This is a genomic window from Ramlibacter sp. PS4R-6 (assembly GCF_037572775.1).
GTDB lineage: Bacteria > Pseudomonadota > Gammaproteobacteria > Burkholderiales > Burkholderiaceae_C > Ramlibacter.
Map to the genome: position 1 here is coordinate 1,911,225 of NZ_JBBHKA010000001.1, position 20,634 is coordinate 1,931,858.

The following is a 20,634-nucleotide window of genomic DNA, read 5'->3' on the forward strand; positions in this document are numbered from 1 at the left end:
CTCGCCGCACCCCGGGACCTGGAGAGAGCGATGTTTGGCAAGCTGCTGCCGCGCGAAGGCAACTTCTACGAGATGTTCAACCAGCATGCCGACCGCATCGTCGAGGCGGCGCGCGCTTTCTCCCAGCTGGTCACGCACTACGGGGACAGCCACCTGCGCGAGCAATACAACCGCGACGTCGACAATGCCGAGCGCGCCGCCGACCGCGTGACGCACGAGGTCAACCGCCTCATCCACAAGACCTTCATCACGCCCATCGACCGCGACCAGATCCACACGCTGATCAACACGATGGACGACGTCGCCGACCTGATCCAGGACACGGCCGAGACGATGGCGCTGTACGACGTGCGCCACATGACCGACGAAATCTCGCGCCTGACGGACATCTCGGTCAAGTGCTGCGACCGCGTCAAGGAAGCCGTGAACCTGATCGCGCGCCTGGGCGAGCCGGCCGCCGCCGAAGCCGCGCTGAAGACCTGCGAGGAGATCGACAAGCTCGAGTCCGACGCGGACCGCGTGATGCGCTCGGCCATCAGCAAGCTGTTCCGCGAGGAGCAGGACGTGCGCGAGGTCATCAAGCTCAAGGCCATCTACGAGCTGCTGGAGACCATCACCGACAAGTGCGAGGACGTGGCCAACGTCATCGAGGGCATCATCCTCGAGCACTCCTGACGCGATGGAAACCACCGCCCTCTGGGTCATCGTGATGCTGGTGGCCCTGGCCATCGCGTTCGACTTCATGAACGGCTTCCACGACGCCGCGAACTCGATCGCCACCGTGGTGTCCACCGGCGTGCTGCGGCCGTCGCAGGCCGTGGCGTTCGCCGCGTTCTTCAACCTGGCCGCTTATTTCATCTTCGGCCTGCATGTCGCTGCGACCGTCGGCAAGGGCATCGTGGAACCGGGCGTGGTGAACACGCACGTGGTATTCGGCGCGCTGGTCGGCGCGATCACCTGGAACGTGCTCACCTGGCTGTGGGGCATCCCCAGCAGCTCGTCGCACGCGCTGATCGGCGGCATCGTGGGCGCGGTGATGGCGAAGGCCGGCGCCGGCGCGCTCATCGCCGCCGGCGTGTGGAAGACGGTGCTCTTCATCTTCGTGTCGCCGACGCTCGGCTTCCTGCTCGGGTCGCTGATGATGGTGCTGGTGTCGCACCTGTTCCGGCGCTCGACGCCCTCGCGCGTGGACCGCTGGTTCCGCCGCCTGCAACTCGTCTCCGCCGGCGCCTACAGCCTGGGGCACGGCGGCAACGACGCGCAGAAGACCATCGGCATCATCTGGATGCTGCTGCTCGCCACCGGCTACATGTCGGCCGACGCCAAGCAGCCGCCGATCTGGGTCGAGCTCTCGTGCTACACCGCGATCGCGCTGGGCACGATGTTCGGCGGCTGGCGCATCGTCAAGACCATGGGCCAGAAGATCACCAAGCTCAAGCCCGTGGGCGGCTTCTGCGCCGAGACGGGCGGGGCGATCACGCTGTTCCTCGCGTCGGCGCTGGGCATCCCCGTGTCCACCACGCACACCATCACCGGTGCCATCGTGGGCGTGGGCTCCGCGCAGCGGGCCAGCGCCGTGCGCTGGGGCGTGGCGGGCAACATCGTGTGGGCCTGGATCTTCACGATCCCGGCCAGCGCCTTCGTCGCCGCGATCTCCTACTGGGTCAGCCTGCAGATCTTCTGATCGCCTACTGGCTGATCTTGCGGCCCTCTTCGATCTGCCATTCGAAGTAGTGCTGGAAGCTGTAGGCCAGCGTCGCCATCAGGCAGCCCGTGCCGATCATCAGTGCGAGCACGACGGCGCCGATGGTGAACCAGTTGGTAGCGCCTGCCGACGCGTCTTCGCCCGCATCCGGGTTGAAGCGTGCATTCCACTTTTCGCGTGAGCTCAGGCCGTAGACGATGGCCATGAGCGACGTGGCCGCGATCGTGAACCCGAGCAGCGGGATCAGCCACCAGCTGAGCGCATCGTCCACCCCGAACTGCCGCACGCGCGCAATGCCGTAGATGCCGAGCAGCGTCGGCAGCGGCAGGAGCCACCCGATCCCGTCGCCGATGCCGTGCAGGTAGAAGCGGTGCAGCCCCAGCGGGCCGCCGAGGAACGCCAGCCACGCGGCGGCCGTCTTGTTCTTCATGCGCCGTCGGCCGGTGCGGTGCGGTCGCCTTCGCCGATCGCCTTTTCCATGATCACGATGTCCAGCCAGCGGCCGAACTTCCAGCCGCAGGACCGGATGGAGCCCGCCGGCGTGAAGCCCAGCGCCTGGTGCACGCCGATGGAGCCCGCGTTGCCCGAGTCGCCGATGACCGCGATCAATTTGCGGATGCCCACGGCCTGCGCCTGCTTCACCAGCTCGGCCAGCAGCACCTTGCCCTGGCCCTTGCCGGCCGCGTCCTTGTGCATGTAGATCGAGTCCTCGGCCGAGAAGCGGTAGGCCGGGCGCGGCTTGAACCACTGGCAGTACGCGAAACCGATGACCTTGCCGCCGTCTTCCATCACCAGGTAGGGCAGGCCCTTGGACAGCACGTCGGCCCGCCGCCCGGCCATCTCCGTTTCGGTCGGGGCGGTGGTCTCGAAGGTGCCCGTGCCGTTTTCCACATGCCAGGCGTAGATGGCCGTGATGGCGGCGACGTCGGATTCGAGGCTGGGGCGGATGGAGCTCATGGCAGGGGAAAAGGCTATAATCGCAGGCTTCCCAGCGTGTCGCTGGCCGGGTGGCCGAAGCGCGTGTCTCAACGCTGGAATGAAAAGGCAAGGTTCTTGCGGAGCCTTGTTACCACCCAAGGATATTAGCAATGGTCGTCATTCGACTCTCGCGCGGCGGCGCCAAGGCCCGCCCGTTCTTCAACATCGTGGTCGCCGACAAGCGCACGCGCCGCGACGGCCGCTTCATCGAGCGCATCGGTTTCTACAACCCGATCGCGACCGAAAAGGAAGAGTCCGTGCGCATCGCGCAGGACCGCCTGACCCACTGGCGTGGCGTCGGTGCGCAGGTCTCCCCGACCGTGGAGCGCCTGCTCAAGCAAACCGCCGCCAAGGCCCCGGCCGCGGCTTAAGACGCATGGCGGCCCGCCTCCCCGCCGATCTACCGGCCGGGCTCGAGGCGGCCCCGCTCCCCGCCGACGCCATCGAGGTCGGCCGCATCGCCGATGCGTGGGGAGTCAAGGGCTGGTTCAAGGTCATTCCCCACAGCGCTTCCCCGGAAGCGCTTTTTTCTTCCAGGCGCTGGTACCTGCAGACGCCGTCCGCCACGGTGCTCCTGCGCGTCAAGGAAGCCAAGGAACACTCGGACGTCGTCGTCGCCTGGGCGCATGACGTCGAGGGCCGCGACGCCGCCGAGGCGCTCAAGGGCGCGCGCGTGTTCGTGCCCCGCTCCAGCTTCCCGACGGCGGGCGAGGGCGAGTACTACTGGGTCGACCTGATCGGCCTGGACGTCGCCAACCGCGAGGGCGTGGCGCTGGGCAAGGTCAAGGACCTCCTGGCCACCGGCCCCCAGACCGTGCTGGTGCTCGAATACGAGGAAGACGGCAAGCCCGCCGAGCGCATGATCCCCTTCGTGGCCGCCTACGTCGACGACGTGGACCTGAAAGCCCGGAAGATCACCGTCGACTGGCAGGCCGACTACTGAGATGCGCTTCGACGTCGTCACGCTGTTCCCGGAACTCTTCGCGCCCTTCCTCGAGACGGGCGTGACGCGCCGCGCGTACGAGTCGAAACAGGTCGACGTGCGCCTGTGGAACCCGCGCGATTTCTCCGAGGGCAACTACCGCCGCGTGGACGACCGGCCCTTCGGCGGCGGCCCCGGCATGGTGATGATGGCCGAGCCGCTGGCGCGCTGCGTGGACGCCATCCGCGCCGACCGTCAGGGCATGGCACCTGTGGTGCTGTTCTCTCCCGTCGGCGCCCGGCTGGACCACGCGCAGGTCGAGGCGTGGTCGGCCGGGCAGGGCGGCATCCTGCTGTGTGGCCGCTACGAGGGCCTGGACCAGCGCTTCATCGACCGGTACGTGGACGTTGAGCTGAGCCTGGGCGACTTCGTGCTCTCCGGCGGCGAGGTCGCCGCCATGGCGCTGCTGGATTCGGTCGCCCGCCTGCAGCCCGGCGTGCTGGGCGACGAGGACAGCCACCAGTTCGACAGCTTCAACCCGGCCCTGGACGGCCTGCTCGATTGCCCCCACTACACCCGGCCCGAGGAGTGGCAGGGCGCCAAGGCCCCCGCCGAGCTCCTGTCCGGCCACCACGCCCAGATCGAGCGCTGGCGCCGGGAGCGGCGCCTGGAGGTCACGGCCCGCCAGCGGCCCGACCTGATCGAGGCCGCCCGGGCCCAGGGCCGGCTGACAAAGGCGGACGAGGCCTTCCTCGCCGGACTTCGCTAAGTTGTTATAATCGCAGGCTTTTCTACCGATCCTCTACCCGGCTATTCCAAGCCTTTGATTCCAAAGCCCGGGCATCGATCACCTAGACCATGAACCTGATCCAGACCCTCGAGCAAGAGGAAATCGCCCGTTTGGGCAAGAACATCCCCGACTTCGCCCCCGGCGACACGGTGATCGTTTCGGTGAACGTCGTCGAAGGCAACCGCAAGCGCGTGCAGGCCTACGAAGGCGTCGTGATCGCCAAGCGCAACCGCGGCCTGAACAGCGGCTTCACGGTGCGCAAGATCTCCAGCGGCGAAGGCGTGGAGCGCACGTTCCAGACCTACAGCCCCCTGATCGCCGGCATCGAAGTCAAGCGCCGCGGCGACGTGCGCCGCGCCAAGCTGTACTTCCTGCGCGAGCGCAGCGGCAAGTCCGCGCGCATCAAGGAAAAGCTGGCGCACCACCAGAAGCCCGCCGCCGAGTAACCCTCGTTCGCGAAGGCCGGAGCCGCCGCCAGCGTCCCGCTGCGGCGGTTTTTGCTTTTCGAGCCCCATGGCCCAGCAACCCAACGTCCTCATCCCGCTGTCGAAGCTGCCCAGCTTCGACCCGCGCGAGATGCCCGTGGACTCGACCGACGCGCACCTGCCGGCGGTCCCGGCCGCGGCGCTGACGGCCGATGCCTTGCGCGCGCGCTTCGCCAGCCCGCCCCCATGGGAGGCCGAGGTGCGCGCCGAGCCGCTCTTTGCCGACCGGCCGCTGGCGGCCGCCTCCGTGCTCGCCGGGATCGTCATGCGCGATCGCCCGGCGCTGCTCTTCACCGAGCGCACGACGCACCTGTCGACGCATTCGGGGCAGGTGGCTTTCCCCGGCGGCAAGCGCGACGACACCGACCGCGACGCGGCCCACACGGCGCTGCGCGAGGCGCAGGAGGAGGTCGGCCTGGACCCCGCGCACGTGGAAGTGATCGGCACCTTGCCCACGTACCAGACGGGCACCAATTTCGTGATCACGCCGGTTGTCGCGCTCGTCGACCCCGGCCACACCCTCACGCTCAACCCCAACGAGGTCGCCGATGCCTTCGAGGTGCCGCTGGAGTTCCTGATGAACCCGGCGCACCACCGCAGGCACCACATCGAGTTCGAGGGCATGCACCGGGAGTGGTTCTCCATGCCCTACATGGACGGAAGCACCCAGCGATTCATCTGGGGCGCAACAGCGGGCATGCTGCGCAACCTGTACCGGTTCCTCGCCGCGTAAGTGGCTCGTATCATTTCGGCATGTCGTTCTTCGCGATCCTGTTCGCGCTGCTGATCGAGCAGGTGCGCCCGCTCGCGCGCCACAACCCGATCCATGCCCTGCTGCGGGCGTGGGCGCGCTGGACCAGCACGAACTTCGACGCCGGCAAGCCCCAGCACGGCTGGGTGACCTGGGGCCTGGCCGTGTTCGTGCCCGCGATCACCGTGAGCGCCGTGCACTGGCTGCTGATCGCCTTCGTCGGCTGGCCCTTCGCCTTGGTGTGGAGCATCGCGGTGCTGTACATCACGCTGGGTTTCCGGCAGTTCAGCCACCACTTCACGGCCATCCGCGACGCGCTGGACGCCGGCGACGAGGCGCGTGCGCGCGAGCTGCTGGCGCAGTGGCAGCAGGTGGACGCGAGCGAACTGCCGCGCAGCGAGATCGTGCGCCACGTGATCGAGTACTCGGTGCTGGCCGCGCACCGCCACGTGTTCGGGGTGCTCGCCTGGTATTGCATCCCGGCGGCGCTGGGCTTCGGCGCCGGCGGCGCGGTGTTCTACCGCATGAGCGAGTTCGTTGGCCGCTACTGGAAGTACCGCACGCGCACGGACGCGCAGCCTTCCAGCCCGGCGCTGCAGGAAGCCGCGGCCAAGGCGTGGAACGTCGTCGACTGGGTGCCCGCGCGCGCGACGGCGCTGGCCTTCGCGGTGGTTGGCAGCTTCGAGGACGCGGTGGACTGCTGGCGCAACTACGCGCAGCGCTTTCCCAACGACAACGACGGCGTGATCCTCGCCGCGACCTCCGGCGCGGTGAACGTGCGCCTCGGCGGCGAATCGCTGCAATCGAAGTTCACGCCGAACACGTCGCAGGCTTTCACTGCTTCGGGCGCCCGCGTGGTCGACGCCACGGAGAGCACGCCGGGGCGCGAGGCGGAGGTCGGCCACCTGCGCAGCATCGTCGGCCTCGTGTGGCGCTCGGTGGTGCTGTGGATGGTGCTGCTGGCGCTGCTCACGCTCGCGCGCCTGCTCGGCTAGTAGCGCGGATAGGACAGCTCCGCGAACAGGTCCTTGTAGATCCTGTAGCGCGAAGGCGTGATCGCCTCCGCGCCTTCGCCCACCGCTTCGATCACGCCGCAGCCCGGCTCGTGCAGGTGCGTGCAGTTGTAGAAGCGGCAGTGCCCCAGGTGGGCGCGGATGTCCGGCATGCACTCGGGCAGCTTCCCCGGGTCGATGTGGTGCAGGCCGAATTCCTGGAAGCCGGGCGAGTCGATCAGCGCCGTCTGGCGCTCCGCGTCCACCCAGTACAGCGTGGTGCTCGTCGTGGTGTGCTTGCCGGAGTTGAGTGCCTGCGAGATCTCGCCCGTCACCACCGTCGCCCCGGGCACCAGCAGGTTGATCAGCGTGCTCTTGCCGGCGCCCGACGGCCCGAGCACCAGCGTCGTCTTGCCCTTGAGGTGGTTGAGCAGCTTGACGCGATCGACGTCCCCCGACAGGCGCAGCGACAGCGGCATCACGCCGTAGTGCATGCGCTGGTACGGCAGCAGCCTGCCCCACGCGCGCTCGAACGGCTCGACCAGGTCGCTCTTGTTCAGCGCGATGAAGGGCTCGATGCGCTCGGCCTCCGCGGCGATCAGCGCGCGCGAGAGCTGGTGTTCGGAGAACTCCGGCTCGGCGGCGATCAGCACCAGCACCAGGTCCAGGTTGGCCGCGAAGGACTTGGTGCGCACCTCGTCCTGCCGGTAGAAGAGGTTCCTGCGGTCCTCGACCTTCTCGATGGTGCCTTCGTCGTGCGACTGCAGCCACTGCACGCGGTCGCCCACGACGGCCTCGCTGCGCTTGCCGCGCGGGTGGCAAATGACGCGCTTGCCATCGGGAGTCTCGACGAGGAAGTGGCGCCCATGGCTTGCGACCACGAGGCCGGGTTGGCGTCCGGTCACGCGGCGAGCGCATCGACCAGCGATGCGCATTGGAAGTCGGTTTCGGACAGGCCCTTCACTTCGTGCGTGTTGAAGCGCACGACGCAGCGGCTGTAGTGCACCGACAGGTCGGGGTGGTGGTCCTGCCGGTGCGCGATGAAGGCCACAGCGTTCACGAAGGCCATCGTCTCGTGGTAGTTGGCGAACTTGAACATCTTCTCGATCGCGACGTCTTCGCCGCTGCCGGCCAGCTGCCAGCCTTGCAGCGCGCCCAGGCGCGTCACCACCTCGGTCGGCGAAAGAGCGCGGCGCGAGCCCATCTCAGGCCGCCGCCATCCGCGCGATCCGCTCCGAGGCCGGCGGGTGCGAGTAGTAGAAGCTGACGTACACCGGGTCGGGCGTGAGGGTGGAGGCGTTGTCCTCGTACAGCTTGAGCAGCGCGCCGGCCAGCTCGCGGCCGCTGGCGTGCTCCATCGCATAGGCATCGGCCTCGAACTCGTGCTTGCGCGACACGCGCGACATGATGGGCGAGACGAAGAACGAGAACACCGGCACGGCCAGCATGAACAGCAGCAGCGCCAGTGCGTCGTTGGAGCCCTGCAGGTTTGGCTGCACGCCCAGGCCCGTGTAGAACCAGGCCTGCTGCGACAGCCAGCCGAGCAGGGCGAAACCCGCCAGCGACACGGCAAAGCCGGTGGCCATGCGCTTGACGATGTGGCGCCGCTTGAAATGCCCGAGCTCGTGCGCGAGCACCGCCTCCATCTCGTCGTGCGTGAGCTGCGCCAGCAGCGTGTCGAAGAACACCACGCGCTTGTTCGAACCGAAGCCGGTGAAGAAGGCATTGGCGTGCGCGCTGCGCTTGCTGCCGTCCATGACGAACAGGCCCTTGGCCGCGAAGCCGCAGCGCTCCATCAGGCGCGTGACGCGTTCCTTCAGCACTTCGTCCTGCAGCGGCGTGAACTTGTTGAACAGGGGCAGGATGAACCGCGGCGCGATCCACAGCACCAGCAGCTGCCAGCCCACCAGGATGGCCCAGGCCCACAGCCACCACCACGCGCCGCCGGCGGCCATCAGCCACAGCACGATGGCCAGCAGCGGCAGGCCCAGCGCCACGCCCAGGACCACGCCCTTGAGCATGTCGACCACCCACAGCTTGAGCGTCATCTTGTTGAAGCCGAAACGCTCCTCGATGACGAAGGTGGAGTACAGCGCGAAGGGCAGGTCGAGCGCGCCGCTGATCACGGCGAAAGCGGCGAACAGCGCGACCTGCTGGACCATGCCCGAACCCCCGAAGACGTCGATGAGCACGCGGTTCAGGACGTCGAGCCCGCCGAGCAACGTCCAGCCCAGCAGCACCACGGCCCCGAATGCCATCTCCAGGATCGAGAAGCGCGTGCGCGTGACCGTGTAGTCGGCCGCCCTCTGGTGGGCGGCCAGCGGGATGCGCTCGCGGAAGGCGGCGGGCACCTCTTCGCGGTTCCGCGCCACGTGCCGCACCTGCCGCGACGCCAGCCAGAACTTCACGGCCAGGCCCGCCAGCAGGAACGCGGCGAAGGCCAGGGTCATGAGGTAGGAGGCGGTCATCGCGGGAGTTTACGGCGACAATTCGCGGCATGAGCGACAGCCTGCCCAAGAACGAAAACAACCTCGTCTGGATCGATTGCGAGATGACCGGCCTGAACCCCGAGGTGGACCGCCTCCTCGAGATCGCCGTCATCGTCACGGGGCCCGACCTGCTGCCCCGCATTGAGGGGCCCGTGCTGGTCATCCACCAGAGCGACGAACAGCTCGACAAGATGGATGCGTGGAACAAGGGCACGCACGGCAAGAGCGGCCTGATCGACAAGGTGAAGGCGTCCACGACCACCGAGGAAGAGGCCGAGGCGCAGATCCTCGATTTCGTCTCGAAGTACATCGGCAAAGGCCTGTCGCCCATGTGCGGCAACACCATCGGCCAGGACCGGCGCTTCCTCGTGAAGTACATGCCGCAGCTGGAACAGTTCTTCCACTACCGCAACCTCGACGTGAGCACGCTCAAGGAGCTCGCCAAGCGCTGGCGGCCCGACATCCTGGCGGGGTTCACGAAGCAGCAGGCCCATACGGCGCTGGCCGACGTGCACGAGTCGATCGACGAGCTTCTCCACTACCGGGACAGCTTCCTGAGGCTCGAAACGGCCCCTCCAGCACGAAATCCCTGAATCTGCGACAATACGGCCTTGGGCTGCTGAAAGGCAGCCCTTTTATTCGCGCATCTCCCTTCATGCACATTGGCTCGCAGATGAGCCAGGCGCCCACGGCGCCCCGTTCGTTGATGGTTGATGTTCCGTATTCCAACCATTGACGGCGCCCCCCGCGTCTCCCGCGGCGTGCCCTTTTGAATCAAATGAACGACAACGCTTTCGAGCGGGGCGATTTCGCGCCCGCGGAATCCTTCGACGCCCCTGCTGCCGATGAGGCCCTGCTGGCCCCCAACGGCTTCGCCAAGATGGCCCTCGCGCCCGAGCTGATGCGCGCCATCGAGGACCTGGGCTTCACCCAGCCCACGCCGGTGCAGGAGCAGACCATCCCGATGGCGCTGCCCACCACTGACTCGGCGGCCAGCCACATCGACCTGATGGTCTCCAGCCAGACGGGCAGCGGCAAGACCGCGGCCTTCCTGCTGCCGGTGCTCCACACCATCATCGGTCAGGCCGCCGGCAAGACGGCGCCGCACCCCGCCCGCGCCAAGTCGCGCAAGTTCGAGCCCGCCGCGCCGCAGGCGCTGGTGCTGTGCCCGACGCGCGAGCTCGCGCAGCAGGTCGGCCAGGACGCCATCGACCTCGTGCGCCACACGCGCGGCGTGCGCATCGCCAACGTGGTGGGCGGCATGCCGTACCAGATGCAGATCGCCCGCCTGGCCAACGCGAACCTCGTCGTTGCCACGCCCGGCCGCCTGCTGGACCTGCAGCGCTCCGGCCAGATCCGCCTGGACGAGGTGCAGTTCCTCGTGGTGGACGAAGCCGACCGCATGCTGGACCTGGGCTTCGCCGACGACCTCGCCGAGATCAACAAGCTCACCATCGAGCGCCGCCAAACCATGATGTTCAGCGCCACGTTCGCGTCGCGCATCCAGCAGCTGGCCATGCGCGTGATGCGCGAGCCCAAGAAGGTGCAGATCGATTCGCCGCAGGAGCGCCACGCCAACATCAAGCAGGCGCTCTTCTGGGCCGACAGCGCGCAGCACAAGCGCAAGCTGCTGGACCACTGGCTGCGTGACAAGTCCATCGACCAGGCCATCGTGTTCGCGTCGACGCAAGTCGAGTGCGACGCGCTCGCCAACGACCTGCAGCAGGAAGGCTTCGACGCCGTCGCGCTGCACGGCGCCCTGAGCCAGGGCCTGCGCAACCGCCGCCTGTCGGCGCTGCGCCAGGGCCGTGTGCAGATCCTCGTGGCCACCGACGTTGCCGCTCGCGGCATCGACGTGCCCACGATCACGCACGTCTTCAACTTCGGCCTGCCGATGAAGGCCGAGGACTACACCCACCGCATCGGCCGCACGGGCCGCGCCGGCCGCGACGGCATCGCCGTCACGTTCGCCGAAGGGCGTGACCGCCGCCGCGTGTTCGACATCGAAGGCTTCACCAAGCAGCCTTTCAAGGCCGAAGTGATCCCGGGCCTGGAGCCGCAGCAGCGCGCACCGCGCGGCGACTTCAAGCCGGCCGGCCGCAAGCCGGGTGGCCGCAGCGGTGGCTTCGACGCGCGCCGCGGCAATGGCGGTGGCAGCAGCTTCGGCCGCAAGTCGGGCTGGGGCGAGACGAAGACGAAGGTCTTCCGCGCCCGCTAACTCGCGGATATCGTCCGGCCCGTCGAGGGCCAGACGTTCTTGACGATCAGCCACGACACGAGGCCGATACACAGGAAGCCCAGCGACGTGAGGGCCAGCGCCCGCGTCGAATGCATCACCAACGGCGTCACCGCTCCCGCGACGACGCCGTTGGCCGTTGAGGCGATGACCATCTGCAGCGACGACGCCAGCCCGCGCCGCTCGGGCGCCATGTCCAGCACCAGCAGCGTCACCACCGGCACCATCAGGGCCCACCCGAACGCGAAGATCGCGATCGGGAACAGGGCCCACGCGGCATGCGGCGTGAACGCGAAGTTCAATGCCGTGTTGACCAGCGACACCACCACCATCACCTCGAGCCCGTGGCGGATCTGCGCGCGCGGCGTGATCTTGCCCGCGAGCCGGCCGCTCGCCCATGAGCCGCCCATGATGCCGCTGATGGTCAGCACGAAGAACCAGAAGTACTGTGTGGGCGCCAGGCCCAGGTGCTCGCCCAGGAACGCCGGAGCGGCCAGCACGTAGAGGAACATCCCGTTGAACGGCACGCCGCTGGCCAGCGCCAGCAGCAGGAAGCGCGGGTTCGCGCCCACCTCACGGTAGCCGCGCATCAGGTTGCGCACGTTGAACGGCTGGCGCTGCGATTCGTGCAGCGTCTCGGGCAGCAGCTTGAAGTTGGCCACCCACAGCACCACGCCCACGCCGGTGAGGAACCAGAAGATGCTGTGCCAGTCCAGGTGCACGAACAGCCACCCGCCCACGATGGGCGCGATGGCAGGTGCCACGCCGAAGAAGATCGTCACCTGGCTCATGACCTTCTGCGCCTGGGCCGGCGGGAACATGTCGCGGATCACCGCGCGCGAGACGACGATGCCCGCGCCCGTGGACAAGCCCTGCACGGCGCGGAAGAACACCAGCATGCCGATGGTCTGCGACAGCGCACAGCCGATGGAGGCCAGCGTGAACAGGCCGATGCCCCACAGCACCACCGGCCGCCGCCCGAAGCTGTCGGAGAGCGCCCCGTGGAACAGGTTCATGAACGCGAAGCCGAACAGGTACGCCGACAGCGTCTGCTGCATCTGCGCCGGCGTGGCGTCGAGCGACTTCGCGATGCCCGCAAACGCGGGGATGTAGGTGTCGATCGAGAACGGCCCGAGCATGCCGAGCACGGCCAGCAGGACGGCCAGGGCCCAGCGCGGCGCGCGCCAGAGTTCGTGGGCGTTGGGGTTCACCCCCTGATTGTCACCGCTACGCCAGGTCGACCAGGCCGGTCATGCTGGTCGCACCACCACCGGCCACCGCGGCAACCGGCACGGCCTGCGCTTCTTCCTTGTGCTGCTGCCGGCAGGGGATCGCATCGGTCCATACCGCGATGTCCTCGGCCGTCATCGTGCTGGCGGGCGTCAGGCGGCCATCGAGGTAGCCCAGGTTCTCGACGTCGTGCAGGTACTGCTCGCGCGACAGCAGCGTGCCGGCGCACACGCGGTGGTCTTCCGCGGGCGGCAGGCGCGTCTCGGCGGCCAGCTTGGCCACCAGCGTCTCCATCACCCAGTTGGGCACGCGGTGGCGCTCACCCGGATAGACGAATCCGAACATCGTCAGGTGCGACAGCAGCACGCGCCAGTGGTTGCCGAAGCGCTCGACCAGCAGCTTCCAGTCGATGCGCTCGGCGTTGGTCTGGATCAGGTGAGCCACGTCGGCGCCGTCGAAGCGCTCGCGCTCCATGATGAAGGCCTTCGACGTCAGGCTGTCCTCGATGTTGGCCAGCTTCACCGGCACGCCCAGCACGTTGGCCTGCGCGTTGTGGCGAAACCAGCGGTCGTCCACCGGCGTCACGCCGTTGCCCGAGTTGAAGATGAGGTCGATGAAGTCCTCACCGCAATACACCTTGGCCAGCCAGTGCGGGTAGGTCATCTCGGTGGGCCAGCCGCGCTTGCGCATCAGCAGCGCGGCGCGCTCGAAGTCGCTGCGGCGGATGAACAGGTCCAGGTCCTTGGTGTTGCGGCGTATGCCCGTGAAGCAGGCATGCGCAAACGCGCCACCCACCAGGAACGGGACCTTGGCGTCCGTGAGGGCCTGCAATGCGCTGCGGTAGAAGTCTGCCGTGGCGGGCGCAACCTCGTCTTCGAGCGAAGGGGCGAGCGCGTGTTGCTGCATGGGGGTGGTGCCTTGTGCTTCTTGCGTGAAACGACAGGCTAAAGGTGGCATGCACCCCGGGGGCGCGGCCAGAAACCTCATGCAGCGTCGGCGCGCACCTACAGCCCGGCAGGGGTTGCGAGGGGCATCATCGCCGTGTCCCCCGCCCCTGCCTGTGTCATGAACCACAACAAGTCCGAGTCCGTCGTCCGCTTCGCAGCGGTCGGCGACATCCACGTCCGCAAGGAATCGGCGGGGTCGCTGCGCGAGTTCTTCATGCAGGCGGCCAAGGCCGCCGACGCGCTGCTGCTGTGCGGCGACCTCACCGACTACGGCACGGCCGAGGAGGCCAAGGTGCTGGCCGACGAACTGTCGGTGGTGTCCATCCCCATCGTCGCCGTGCTCGGCAACCATGACTACGAATCCGGCACGCCCGAGGTGGTGCGCGAAGTGCTGCACAAGAGCGCGGGCGTGACGGTGCTGGACGGCGAGGCGTGCGAGATCGAAGGCGTGGGCATCGCGGGCATCAAGGGCTTTGCCGGGGGCTTCGGCCGCGGCTCGCTCGGCGCCTGGGGCGAGCCGGCCATCAAGATGTTCGTGCAGGAGGCGCTGAACGAGGCGCTGAAGCTCGAATCGGCGCTGGCCAAGCTGCGCACGCAGCGCAAGATCGCGCTGCTGCACTACTCGCCCATCGTCGGCACGGTGCAGGGCGAGCCCGTGGACATCTTCCCCTTCCTGGGCAGCAGCCGACTGGAGGAGCCGTTGCTGCGCTACCCGGTGGACGCGGTCTTCCACGGCCATGCGCACCGCGGCGCGCTGGAGGGCAAGACGATCGGCGGCGTGCCCGTGTACAACGTGGCCAAGCCGCTGCTGGCGCGCATGCGCCCCGGCGAGCCGCCGTTCCGCATCTTCGATGTGCCCCGCGAGGAGCTGGTGCCCGCCTAGCGCGGGCCGTCGGCGTCGTCGCGCTTCTTCGCAGGCAACGTGTGTTCGATCACCTGCTCGTCGGGCACGTCGTGCGGCCCCGCTTCATCCGGCGTGGGAGGAATGGTTTCGTCCGCGCGCGGCGCTTCGTCGGGCTGTGTGGGTGTGGTGGGCATGGTGGCTACCTCCCTCTCGGGCATGGCCCAGCATCGCCCGGCCGCACCTGCCCGTCTGTAGGAGCGGGGCGTGTCCGTGGCTGAGCCAAACGGTTACGAACTCTGCAGCGACGGGCGGTTCAAACTGGGGTGATGAAGATGATCCAAGTGTTGCTGCTGAGCCTGGCGATGGTGGCGATGGCGAATGCGCAGTCGCCGCCGGAATCGACGGCCGCGATGGGCGCGCCGGGTGGTGCCGGGCCGACCACTGCACGGGGCATGGCCGCGATGCCTGCGCCAGTTGCGCCGGTGACTCCTGCCGCGCAGGCGCCGGCCCCGCCGCAGGCCGCATCGGCCCCAGCGCCGGTGCAGCGCGCAGCGCCTCCGCCCGTACAGCAGTACAACGCAGCGCCGGCCGCGCAACAGCGCGCGCCCAACCCGCCGACACCCGAGACGCCGCCCGTGGCGTCGCTGCCGGCCGATGCGCCGAAGATCGTGGTCAATGGCGGCGTGTATTCCGAACGGCGCGACATGCGCGCGGCGATCGTGAACGGGCAGATGGTGCGCGAGGGCGCGGACCTGGGGTCGGGGGTCGTGCTCCAGGAAATCCGTGCACAAGGAGTTGTGCTCGCTTACCGCGGCGCACGGTACACGGTCATCTACTGACGCCGGCGCCACACTGCCGGGCGATTCCGGGTGCACCGGATGGACAGCGGTCGTCCATCCCCGCATGATTGCGGCCAACACCGGCACGTTGGGAAATGAGCAGTGGCAAGTTCCGCCAAGCGGCGGCCTGACCATGGCCGCCATCGCCTTCGCCTTCTGGGGCTCCTTCTTCGGCACTGCAGCGCTCGCGCTCGCGGGCGCGTTCGTCTTCATGCGCTCGGCGCGGCGTGTGGCCCTGCTCGGTGCGCTGGCCGTCATCCTCTCCGCTTCCTATTCGCTGGTCTTCCTCGGCTGGGTGCCGATCACCGGCGCGTCGTTGCAACGCCTGCAATCCATGGTGGCCATCGGCGCAGCCGCCGTGCTGCAACTCCTCCTGCTCACGCTCCTCGGCACCTTCCGCAGGCGTGACTCGGTGCGCCGCGTGCGCGTGGTCGTCGGCGCGCTGTCCGCGGCGGCGTTCACCGTCTCCTGGCTCTTCCCGCCCGAAGAAGCACTGGAGTTCGGCATCCTCCTGGCGATCGCCGTCGCCTGCGCCGCTTCCGTCGCTGCAGTGTCCAGCGCGCGGCGCGGCGAGCGCGCCGGCTGGCTGATGCTCGGAGCGCTGCCTTGCGCAGCCGCGGGGGTCATCTGCCTCGGCTGGTATGCGTTGCACCCCGACCGCACGCCGCCGCAGGTGCACGCCATCAGCGCCGTGGCGGGCATCGCCTACCTGGTGTGCATTGCCACCGCCATGTGGTCACGCTATGCCTACCTGATCGAGGTGCGCAAGGTGATGGCGCACGGGCCCAACTACGACCCGGTCACGTGGCTGCCGTCGTTCCAGGCGGGCACGCCCGTGCCCGACACCGGCACGCGGCCCGTGGGGGTGATCGTGGTGTCCATCAGCAACCTGAAGATGCTGGAAGAGCTGCACGGCCCTGCCGCGTACAACCATGCGCTCTTTGCCTGCGCGCTGCGGCTGCGCAAGGCGTCGTTCCCCGGCGCGGAGCTGTGGCGCCTGCGCGAGGATGCGTTCGTCTTCGTGTTCCGCCGTCCCGGCGACCCGGAGCAACTGCTCGACTACTCGCGGCAGGCCCTGCGCCGCCTGTCGCGGCCCGTGCAGCTGGGCACGAGCCACAGCGACCCCGAAAACAGCGAAGCCGTGTGGGAGCCCAGCGCGGGCGTGGGCGTGCTGGTGGAGGCGGGCAACACCCCGCTGGACCTGGTGATCGCCGGCGCGCGCGCCACGTCGCGCACTGCGTGGAGCTACCCCAGCCGCATGGCGTGGTTCGACGAGGCGGGCGGGGAGATTTCGGAGCTGCCTGTCACCGGCTGACGTTTGACCACGGCAGCCCACGGCGCAATACTTTCCTCCATGACAACTGCGCACTTCAAGCCGACGGCGCCGATCGAGGCGCGTGTGAAGGCGGTCGAATCCGTGCTGCGCGACCGCGGGTTCGAACCCGACGAGGGCCTCTCGCAACTCGACCACGCCGCGCAGGAAGAGTGGGTGCCGCAAAACGGCGCGCGCCTGGTGGCCCGCGCGTGGAGCGACCCGGCCTTCCGCTCACGGCTGCTTTCCAACGGCATCGCGGCCGTCGCGGAGATGGGCCTGCCGATGCCCAGGCACCACCGCCACCTGGTGGTGCTGGAGAACACGCCTGGTGTTCACAACGTCATCTGCTGTTCGCTGTGCTCCTGCACGGCGTTCACGCTGATCGGCCTGCCGCCGGACTGGTACAAGGATTTCGAGTACCGCTCGCGCATCGTGCGCGAGGCGCGCACGGTGCTGAAAGAGATGGGGCTGGCGTTGCCCGCCGACACCGAAATCCGCGTGTGGGACACGACGGCCGACACGCGCTACATGGTGCTGCCCGAGCAGCCGCCACGCAGCGTGGGCTGGGCCGAGGACCAGCTCGCGCAGCTCGTCACGCGCGATTCGCTCATCGGCGTGAGCCGCCTGGCCTAGGGGGCGCTCGATGGACGGCGTTCACGACCTCGGCGGCAAGCAGGGCTTCGGCACCGTCCGCTACACGTTCGATGCGCCCGCGTTCCATGCGCAGTGGGAGGTGCGGGCCAATTCGCTGTACGCGTTCGCGGTGCGGCGCGGCGTGTTCAACATGGACGAATACCGCTACGCGATCGAGCGCATGGACCCGCGCCACTACCTGGGCGCGGGCTACTACGAGCGCTCGCTCACGGGGCTGGCCACCTTGTGCGTCGAGAAGGGCTTGGTCACGCACGAGGAACTGGAGAAGCGCGCGGGTGGCGCGTTCCCGCTTTCGGGCCGCAGCGCCGGCGGGCGTTCCAACGTTTCGGCGCCGCAGCGCTTCCAGCCCGGTGACCGCGTTCGCGTGCGCAACGATTTCGTGCCGGGCCATGTGCGCATGCCCGGCTACGTGCGCGGCAAGACGGGCGTGGTGGTCGGCGTCTCGCCCGCGTATCCCTTCCCCGACGCGCATGCGCACGGGGTGGAAGCGCGCGACGAGCCGACGTACGACGTGCGCTTCCGCTCGCAGGATTTGTGGCCGGATTCGAGCGACCCGGCGCTGGTGCACGTGGGCGTGTTCGAGAGTTATCTCGAACGCGCCACGTAGCCGCGCTCAGTCGAGCGTGATCTTCGCCTTCTTCACCACCTCGCCCCAGCGCGCGATGTCGGCCTCCAGCTCCTTGCTGAAGTGCGCCGGTGTGTCCAGCACGGGCTCGACGCCGCGTGACGTGAGTCCCTTGCGCGCCTCGGGTGTGCCCAGGCCTTTCAGGATCGCTTCGTAGATCTTCTGCGTCACGTCGGCCGGCAGCTTCGCGGGGCCGAACACGCCGAACCAGGTCGTCGCCTCGTAGTCCTTCAAGCCGGCTTCGCGCATCGTCGGGATGTCGGCAGCGGCGCCCGCGCGTTCGCGGCTGGTCACCGCCAGCGCGCGCAGCTGGCCGTTGCGGATGAAAGGCAGCGAGGAGGGCAGGGTGTCGAAGTACGCCGAGATGTGGCCGCCCAGCAGGTCCGTGACGGCCTGGTTGCTGCCCTTGTACGGGATGTGGCGCAGCTTGCCCGTCGTGCCCGTCGAGAGCGCGAAGAGTTCGGCCGTCATGTGCGTGATGTTGCCGTTGCCGGCCGAGCCGTACGGGACCGGCTCGGTGCTGGCGTTCACCGACCTGATGAAGTCCTGCACGTTCTTCGCCTGCGACTTGTTGGGGTTCACCACCAGCACCAGCGGCGTGTAGCCCACTTCGGTGATCGGCGTGAAGTCGCGCTGCGCGTCGTACGGCAGCTTCTGCAGCGCCGGCGCGATCGAATGGCTCGCGGTCACGCCGAGCAAGAGCGTGTAGCCGTCGGCCGGCGCGCGCGCCACTTCGCCGGCGGCGATGGTGCCGTTGGCGCCCGGCTTGTTGTCGACGACGACCGTGGTGCCCAGCACGGGGCCCAGCGCGTCGGCCACCTGGCGCGCGGCGAAGTCGGCGCCGCCACCGGCGGGGAAGCCGACGACGAGGCGGATGGGTTTGTCGGGGAACGCCGCTTGCGCGGCAACGGCGGTCAGGCCCACCAGGCACGCGGTGATCGCGTGGCGCAGGCCCGTCTTGAACTTCAGCATATGTCTCCTTCGGGTGATCGTAGTCTCATTGCGGCTTGTGCAGGTGCGGCCACAAACGGGCCACCACCTCGCGCTCGGCCGCGTAGGCAAAGCAACTGTCGACGCGCTTGCGGCGTCCTTCTTCGTTCGCGGGATCGTTCAGCCGCTCCAGCCGCTGCGGCGCCAGGCCCTGGAAGGCCGTGGTCGCCATGGGGCCGAGCAGCTCGACGATGTGCGTGCACGATGCGCGGCCGCCGAGCAGCTCGCGCACGCGCTTGTTCCAGCCGGAGCCGATCGACAGGCCCTTGAGCGGCGCGAGCGTGTCGGCCGCGCCACCGCACACGGTGAACGGCGTCGTGTTCATGGCGGCTCGCGCGTCGTGCACCACCAGCGCGTCGTCGACGACGAGCGTCACGGTGATGTCGTGCAGCTTCGTGCCCGGCGGCGAATCCTCTTCGGCGAGCTGGCGGCGGAAGGCGTGGTTCTTGGTGTCGACCAGGCGCCCCTCCACCTCGTAGCGGCCGTCGCTGCGCTTGTAGAAGCGGATGTCCACCTGGCGGTGGTGCATCTCTAAGCGCTCGTCGTTCACCGCACCGGCGCCCAAGGGAAGGTGGTGCCGTCGGCGACGAGGGCCGCGCCCGACTTCACCAGCGCATCGCATTGCTCGGGCTTCAAGCCGGCCGATTGCAGGATCTCGCGCGTGTGCGCACCGAGCTCCGGTGGCGGCAGCGTCTGCACGCCGTCGCTGTCGGCGCCCAGGCGCGGGAACTCGGGCACTTCGAAGCCGTAGCCGCGGTAGCCCACTTCGCGCAGCTTGCCGGGCTGGTGCGCCTGCGGCGCCTCGAGCACGCGCTCGAGCGGCAGCACTTCGGTGAAGCCGACGCCCGCCGCTTTCAACTGCGCGGACGCCTGTTCGAAAGTGACGGCGCCGATCGCGCGTTTGACGATGTCCTCGCAGCGGTCGCGCTCCTTCTTGCGGTTGCGCAACTGGTGGAGCGACTCGTCCCTGGCTTCCGGCAGCTCCATCGCCTGGCAGAACTTGAGCCAGTGCGCGTCGGTGAGCATCAGCAGGTACATCCAGCGCTCGTCGCGCGTCAGGTAGGCGCCGTAGCCCGGCATGCTGAATTCGCCATGCGGCTCGCGCTCGGGCTTGCCGAGCAATTGCGTCTTGAGCTGGATGCCTACGAGGTCGCGCGATGCGACGTGCAGGCCCGTCTCGTACAGGCCGATCTCGACGTGGTTGCTCGCGGGCTTGCCTTGCGCCTGCTGCAGCATCGTCGCGAGCATGCCGATCACCGCATACGCGCCGGCGAACTGGTCGTGGTACGAGGGGCCGAGGCGGCTGGGGCGACCGTTGATGCGGTTCTGCTCCATCACGCCCGTCGCGGCTTCGGCGACGGGGTTGGAGGCGAGGTCGTCCTCCTGCGGGCCCGCCGCGTAGCCGCGGATGTGGCAGTACACCAGCTTCGGGTTGATCTTCTCGCAGTCTTCTTTTGTCAATTGCAGCTTGCGCGCGGCCTTGGGCGCGAGGTTGTGCACCAGCGCGTCGGCCGTCGCGAGCATCTTCGTGAATGCCGCATGCCCATCGGCCGAGGCGAGGTCCAGGCACACGCTCTTCTTGCCGTGGCTGTACGCGATGAAAGTGCCACTCGGCCCACCGCGTACCAGTGCCCGGGTGGGGTCGCCCCGCGGCGGCTCCACCTTGATCACTTCCGCGCCCAGCTGGGACAGGATGTGCGCGGCGAAGGGCGCGGCCAGCATGGTGCCGAGCTCGATCACGCGGCGTCCGGCAAGGGGGAGGGAGGTTTGGGCGTCCATTGAGAATGCATTCTATATGCAAGTTGACCGCCGCGCCAATTAGCCCTTTCTGTTGAGTTCCCA

General features: G+C 68.4%; 26 protein-coding genes. 15 read left to right on the plus strand and 11 right to left on the minus strand.

Annotated features, from left to right (window positions below; translation table 11 throughout):
- Positions 1 to 30: 30 nt before the first annotated feature.
- Entirely contained in the window at positions 31 to 675 is a 645-nt protein-coding gene (locus WG903_RS09320) for a DUF47 domain-containing protein (RefSeq protein WP_340074565.1), read from the plus strand.
- 4 nt (positions 676 to 679) lie between these two features.
- A complete protein-coding gene (locus WG903_RS09325) occupies positions 680 to 1,684 on the plus strand; it encodes an inorganic phosphate transporter (RefSeq protein ID WP_340074567.1) in 1,005 nt (334 codons plus the stop codon).
- A 4-nt stretch (positions 1,685 to 1,688) separates the two neighbouring features.
- Here WG903_RS09325 and WG903_RS09330 read toward each other — a convergent pair whose 3' ends face one another.
- Both WG903_RS09330 and WG903_RS09335 read right to left on the minus strand, forming a co-directional pair.
- Positions 1,689 to 2,135: a TM2 domain-containing protein gene (locus WG903_RS09330; RefSeq protein WP_340074569.1), complete on the minus strand. Its 447-nt coding sequence runs from the start codon at positions 2,133 to 2,135 to the stop codon at positions 1,689 to 1,691.
- Positions 2,132 to 2,662, minus strand: a complete 531-nt coding sequence (locus tag WG903_RS09335; protein WP_340074571.1) for a GNAT family N-acetyltransferase — start codon at positions 2,660 to 2,662, stop codon at positions 2,132 to 2,134. The genes WG903_RS09330 and WG903_RS09335 overlap by 4 nt, the downstream gene beginning before the upstream one ends.
- A 131-nt stretch (positions 2,663 to 2,793) precedes the next feature.
- Here WG903_RS09335 and rpsP point away from each other — a divergent pair, with 131 nt between their 5' ends.
- The 6 genes from rpsP (at position 2,794) to WG903_RS09365 (ending at position 6,626) form a co-directional block, all read left to right on the plus strand.
- The gene (gene rpsP, locus WG903_RS09340) at positions 2,794 to 3,054 is read left to right on the plus strand and encodes a 30S ribosomal protein S16 (protein ID WP_340074573.1); all 261 of its coding nucleotides are present in this window, start codon (positions 2,794 to 2,796) and stop codon (positions 3,052 to 3,054) included.
- Between the two features lie 5 nt (positions 3,055 to 3,059).
- The gene (rimM, locus tag WG903_RS09345; RefSeq protein ID WP_340074575.1) at positions 3,060 to 3,626 is read left to right on the plus strand and encodes a ribosome maturation factor RimM; all 567 of its coding nucleotides are present in this window, start codon (positions 3,060 to 3,062) and stop codon (positions 3,624 to 3,626) included.
- 1 nt (position 3,627) lies between these two features.
- Positions 3,628 to 4,374 (plus strand): tRNA (guanosine(37)-N1)-methyltransferase TrmD, encoded by a 747-nt coding sequence (gene trmD, locus WG903_RS09350; RefSeq protein ID WP_340074577.1) that lies wholly within the window; start codon positions 3,628 to 3,630, stop codon positions 4,372 to 4,374.
- Between the two features lie 89 nt (positions 4,375 to 4,463).
- Complete coding sequence (gene rplS / locus WG903_RS09355) at positions 4,464 to 4,841, plus strand: 50S ribosomal protein L19 (protein ID WP_340074579.1); 378 nt, start codon at positions 4,464 to 4,466, stop codon at positions 4,839 to 4,841.
- A 67-nt stretch (positions 4,842 to 4,908) separates the two neighbouring features.
- Positions 4,909 to 5,613, plus strand: coding sequence for a CoA pyrophosphatase (locus WG903_RS09360; protein WP_340074581.1), 705 nt, complete (start codon positions 4,909 to 4,911; stop codon positions 5,611 to 5,613).
- Positions 5,614 to 5,633: 20 nt separating this feature from the next.
- Entirely contained in the window at positions 5,634 to 6,626 is a 993-nt protein-coding gene (locus tag WG903_RS09365) for a CobD/CbiB family protein (protein WP_340074583.1), read from the plus strand.
- Here the strand turns inward: WG903_RS09365 and rsgA are convergent.
- Genes rsgA through WG903_RS09380 form a run of 3 tightly spaced genes read right to left on the minus strand, consistent with a single transcriptional unit; the run spans position 6,623 to position 9,091 of the window.
- A complete protein-coding gene (gene rsgA, locus WG903_RS09370; protein ID WP_340074585.1) occupies positions 6,623 to 7,558 on the minus strand; it encodes a ribosome small subunit-dependent GTPase A in 936 nt (311 codons plus the stop codon). The two genes, WG903_RS09365 and rsgA, sit on opposite strands and share 4 nt — an antisense overlap.
- Positions 7,525 to 7,827 carry a 4a-hydroxytetrahydrobiopterin dehydratase gene (locus tag WG903_RS09375; protein ID WP_340074587.1) on the minus strand — a complete coding sequence of 101 codons (303 nt, stop codon included), beginning with the start codon at positions 7,825 to 7,827 and terminating at the stop codon, positions 7,525 to 7,527. The genes rsgA and WG903_RS09375 overlap by 34 nt, the downstream gene beginning before the upstream one ends.
- Before the next feature lies 1 nt (position 7,828).
- Positions 7,829 to 9,091 carry a M48 family metallopeptidase gene (locus WG903_RS09380; protein ID WP_340074589.1) on the minus strand — a complete coding sequence of 421 codons (1,263 nt, stop codon included), beginning with the start codon at positions 9,089 to 9,091 and terminating at the stop codon, positions 7,829 to 7,831.
- Positions 9,092 to 9,120: 29 nt separating this feature from the next.
- Here WG903_RS09380 and orn point away from each other — a divergent pair, with 29 nt between their 5' ends.
- Together orn and WG903_RS09390 are read left to right on the plus strand one after the other, a co-directional pair.
- Entirely contained in the window at positions 9,121 to 9,705 is a 585-nt protein-coding gene (gene orn / locus WG903_RS09385) for an oligoribonuclease (RefSeq protein ID WP_340074591.1), read from the plus strand.
- Between the two features lie 185 nt (positions 9,706 to 9,890).
- Positions 9,891 to 11,330: a DEAD/DEAH box helicase gene (locus tag WG903_RS09390; protein ID WP_445263591.1), complete on the plus strand. Its 1,440-nt coding sequence runs from the start codon at positions 9,891 to 9,893 to the stop codon at positions 11,328 to 11,330.
- Here WG903_RS09390 and WG903_RS09395 read toward each other — a convergent pair.
- Both WG903_RS09395 and WG903_RS09400 read right to left on the minus strand, forming a co-directional pair.
- On the minus strand, positions 11,327 to 12,559 hold the full coding sequence (locus tag WG903_RS09395) for a multidrug effflux MFS transporter (RefSeq protein ID WP_340074593.1): 1,233 nt from the start codon (positions 12,557 to 12,559) through the stop codon (positions 11,327 to 11,329). The two genes, WG903_RS09390 and WG903_RS09395, sit on opposite strands and share 4 nt — an antisense overlap.
- Positions 12,560 to 12,575: 16 nt before the next feature.
- Positions 12,576 to 13,484 carry a nucleotidyltransferase gene (locus WG903_RS09400; RefSeq protein WP_340074595.1) on the minus strand — a complete coding sequence of 303 codons (909 nt, stop codon included), beginning with the start codon at positions 13,482 to 13,484 and terminating at the stop codon, positions 12,576 to 12,578.
- Between the two features lie 159 nt (positions 13,485 to 13,643).
- Here WG903_RS09400 and WG903_RS09405 point away from each other — a divergent pair, with 159 nt between their 5' ends.
- The gene (locus WG903_RS09405) at positions 13,644 to 14,408 is read left to right on the plus strand and encodes a metallophosphoesterase family protein (protein WP_340074597.1); all 765 of its coding nucleotides are present in this window, start codon (positions 13,644 to 13,646) and stop codon (positions 14,406 to 14,408) included.
- Here the strand turns inward: WG903_RS09405 and WG903_RS09410 are convergent.
- Positions 14,405 to 14,563, minus strand: coding sequence for a hypothetical protein (locus tag WG903_RS09410; RefSeq protein WP_340074599.1), 159 nt, complete (start codon positions 14,561 to 14,563; stop codon positions 14,405 to 14,407). The two genes, WG903_RS09405 and WG903_RS09410, sit on opposite strands and share 4 nt — an antisense overlap.
- Positions 14,564 to 14,695: 132 nt before the next feature.
- On the opposite strand from WG903_RS09410, the gene WG903_RS09415 reads away from it, so the two are divergent.
- From WG903_RS09415 to nthB, 4 genes are all read left to right on the plus strand, one after another.
- On the plus strand, positions 14,696 to 15,208 hold the full coding sequence (locus WG903_RS09415) for a general secretion pathway protein GspB (protein WP_340074601.1): 513 nt from the start codon (positions 14,696 to 14,698) through the stop codon (positions 15,206 to 15,208).
- A gap of 133 nt (positions 15,209 to 15,341) precedes the next feature.
- Entirely contained in the window at positions 15,342 to 16,523 is a 1,182-nt protein-coding gene (locus WG903_RS09420; protein ID WP_340074603.1) for a GGDEF domain-containing protein, read from the plus strand.
- 39 nt (positions 16,524 to 16,562) lie between these two features.
- Complete coding sequence (locus tag WG903_RS09425) at positions 16,563 to 17,156, plus strand: nitrile hydratase subunit alpha (RefSeq protein WP_340074605.1); 594 nt, start codon at positions 16,563 to 16,565, stop codon at positions 17,154 to 17,156.
- Between the two features lie 10 nt (positions 17,157 to 17,166).
- The gene (gene nthB / locus WG903_RS09430) at positions 17,167 to 17,784 is read left to right on the plus strand and encodes a nitrile hydratase subunit beta (protein ID WP_340074607.1); all 618 of its coding nucleotides are present in this window, start codon (positions 17,167 to 17,169) and stop codon (positions 17,782 to 17,784) included.
- Positions 17,785 to 17,790: 6 nt separating this feature from the next.
- On the opposite strand, the gene WG903_RS09435 is transcribed toward nthB, so the two are convergent.
- The 3 genes from WG903_RS09435 to WG903_RS09445 are packed head-to-tail and all read right to left on the minus strand — an operon-like array spanning position 17,791 to position 20,571.
- The gene (locus WG903_RS09435; RefSeq protein ID WP_340074609.1) at positions 17,791 to 18,774 is read right to left on the minus strand and encodes a Bug family tripartite tricarboxylate transporter substrate binding protein; all 984 of its coding nucleotides are present in this window, start codon (positions 18,772 to 18,774) and stop codon (positions 17,791 to 17,793) included.
- 25 nt (positions 18,775 to 18,799) lie between these two features.
- Positions 18,800 to 19,321 (minus strand): DUF2889 domain-containing protein, encoded by a 522-nt coding sequence (locus WG903_RS09440; RefSeq protein WP_340074611.1) that lies wholly within the window; start codon positions 19,319 to 19,321, stop codon positions 18,800 to 18,802.
- A 17-nt stretch (positions 19,322 to 19,338) separates the two neighbouring features.
- A complete protein-coding gene (locus tag WG903_RS09445) occupies positions 19,339 to 20,571 on the minus strand; it encodes a CaiB/BaiF CoA transferase family protein (RefSeq protein WP_340074613.1) in 1,233 nt (410 codons plus the stop codon).
- Positions 20,572 to 20,634 lie beyond the last annotated feature (63 nt).

Bases quoted from the DNA above. Each gene is read 5' to 3' on its own strand.
- WG903_RS09320 (WP_340074565.1), top strand. From the start codon at position 31: ATGTTTGGCAAGCTGCTGCCGCGCGAAGGCAACTTCTACGAGATGTTC.
- WG903_RS09325 (WP_340074567.1), top strand. From the start codon at position 680: ATGGAAACCACCGCCCTCTGGGTCATCGTGATGCTGGTGGCCCTGGCC.
- WG903_RS09330 (WP_340074569.1), bottom strand. From the start codon at position 2,135: ATGAAGAACAAGACGGCCGCCGCGTGGCTGGCGTTCCTCGGCGGCCCG.
- WG903_RS09335 (WP_340074571.1), bottom strand. From the start codon at position 2,662: ATGAGCTCCATCCGCCCCAGCCTCGAATCCGACGTCGCCGCCATCACG.
- rpsP (WP_340074573.1), top strand. From the start codon at position 2,794: ATGGTCGTCATTCGACTCTCGCGCGGCGGCGCCAAGGCCCGCCCGTTC.
- rimM (WP_340074575.1), top strand. From the start codon at position 3,060: ATGGCGGCCCGCCTCCCCGCCGATCTACCGGCCGGGCTCGAGGCGGCC.
- trmD (WP_340074577.1), top strand. From the start codon at position 3,628: ATGCGCTTCGACGTCGTCACGCTGTTCCCGGAACTCTTCGCGCCCTTC.
- rplS (WP_340074579.1), top strand. From the start codon at position 4,464: ATGAACCTGATCCAGACCCTCGAGCAAGAGGAAATCGCCCGTTTGGGC.
- WG903_RS09360 (WP_340074581.1), top strand. From the start codon at position 4,909: ATGGCCCAGCAACCCAACGTCCTCATCCCGCTGTCGAAGCTGCCCAGC.
- WG903_RS09365 (WP_340074583.1), top strand. From the start codon at position 5,634: ATGTCGTTCTTCGCGATCCTGTTCGCGCTGCTGATCGAGCAGGTGCGC.
- rsgA (WP_340074585.1), bottom strand. From the start codon at position 7,558: ATGCGCATCGCTGGTCGATGCGCTCGCCGCGTGACCGGACGCCAACCC.
- WG903_RS09375 (WP_340074587.1), bottom strand. From the start codon at position 7,827: ATGGGCTCGCGCCGCGCTCTTTCGCCGACCGAGGTGGTGACGCGCCTG.
- WG903_RS09380 (WP_340074589.1), bottom strand. From the start codon at position 9,091: ATGACCGCCTCCTACCTCATGACCCTGGCCTTCGCCGCGTTCCTGCTG.
- orn (WP_340074591.1), top strand. From the start codon at position 9,121: ATGAGCGACAGCCTGCCCAAGAACGAAAACAACCTCGTCTGGATCGAT.
- WG903_RS09390 (WP_445263591.1), top strand. From the start codon at position 9,891: ATGAACGACAACGCTTTCGAGCGGGGCGATTTCGCGCCCGCGGAATCC.
- WG903_RS09400 (WP_340074595.1), bottom strand. From the start codon at position 13,484: ATGCAGCAACACGCGCTCGCCCCTTCGCTCGAAGACGAGGTTGCGCCC.
- WG903_RS09405 (WP_340074597.1), top strand. From the start codon at position 13,644: ATGAACCACAACAAGTCCGAGTCCGTCGTCCGCTTCGCAGCGGTCGGC.
- WG903_RS09410 (WP_340074599.1), bottom strand. From the start codon at position 14,563: ATGCCCACCACACCCACACAGCCCGACGAAGCGCCGCGCGCGGACGAA.
- WG903_RS09415 (WP_340074601.1), top strand. From the start codon at position 14,696: ATGAAGATGATCCAAGTGTTGCTGCTGAGCCTGGCGATGGTGGCGATG.
- WG903_RS09420 (WP_340074603.1), top strand. From the start codon at position 15,342: ATGGCCGCCATCGCCTTCGCCTTCTGGGGCTCCTTCTTCGGCACTGCA.
- WG903_RS09425 (WP_340074605.1), top strand. From the start codon at position 16,563: ATGACAACTGCGCACTTCAAGCCGACGGCGCCGATCGAGGCGCGTGTG.
- nthB (WP_340074607.1), top strand. From the start codon at position 17,167: ATGGACGGCGTTCACGACCTCGGCGGCAAGCAGGGCTTCGGCACCGTC.
- WG903_RS09435 (WP_340074609.1), bottom strand. From the start codon at position 18,774: ATGCTGAAGTTCAAGACGGGCCTGCGCCACGCGATCACCGCGTGCCTG.
- WG903_RS09440 (WP_340074611.1), bottom strand. From the start codon at position 19,321: ATGCACCACCGCCAGGTGGACATCCGCTTCTACAAGCGCAGCGACGGC.
- WG903_RS09445 (WP_340074613.1), bottom strand. From the start codon at position 20,571: ATGGACGCCCAAACCTCCCTCCCCCTTGCCGGACGCCGCGTGATCGAG.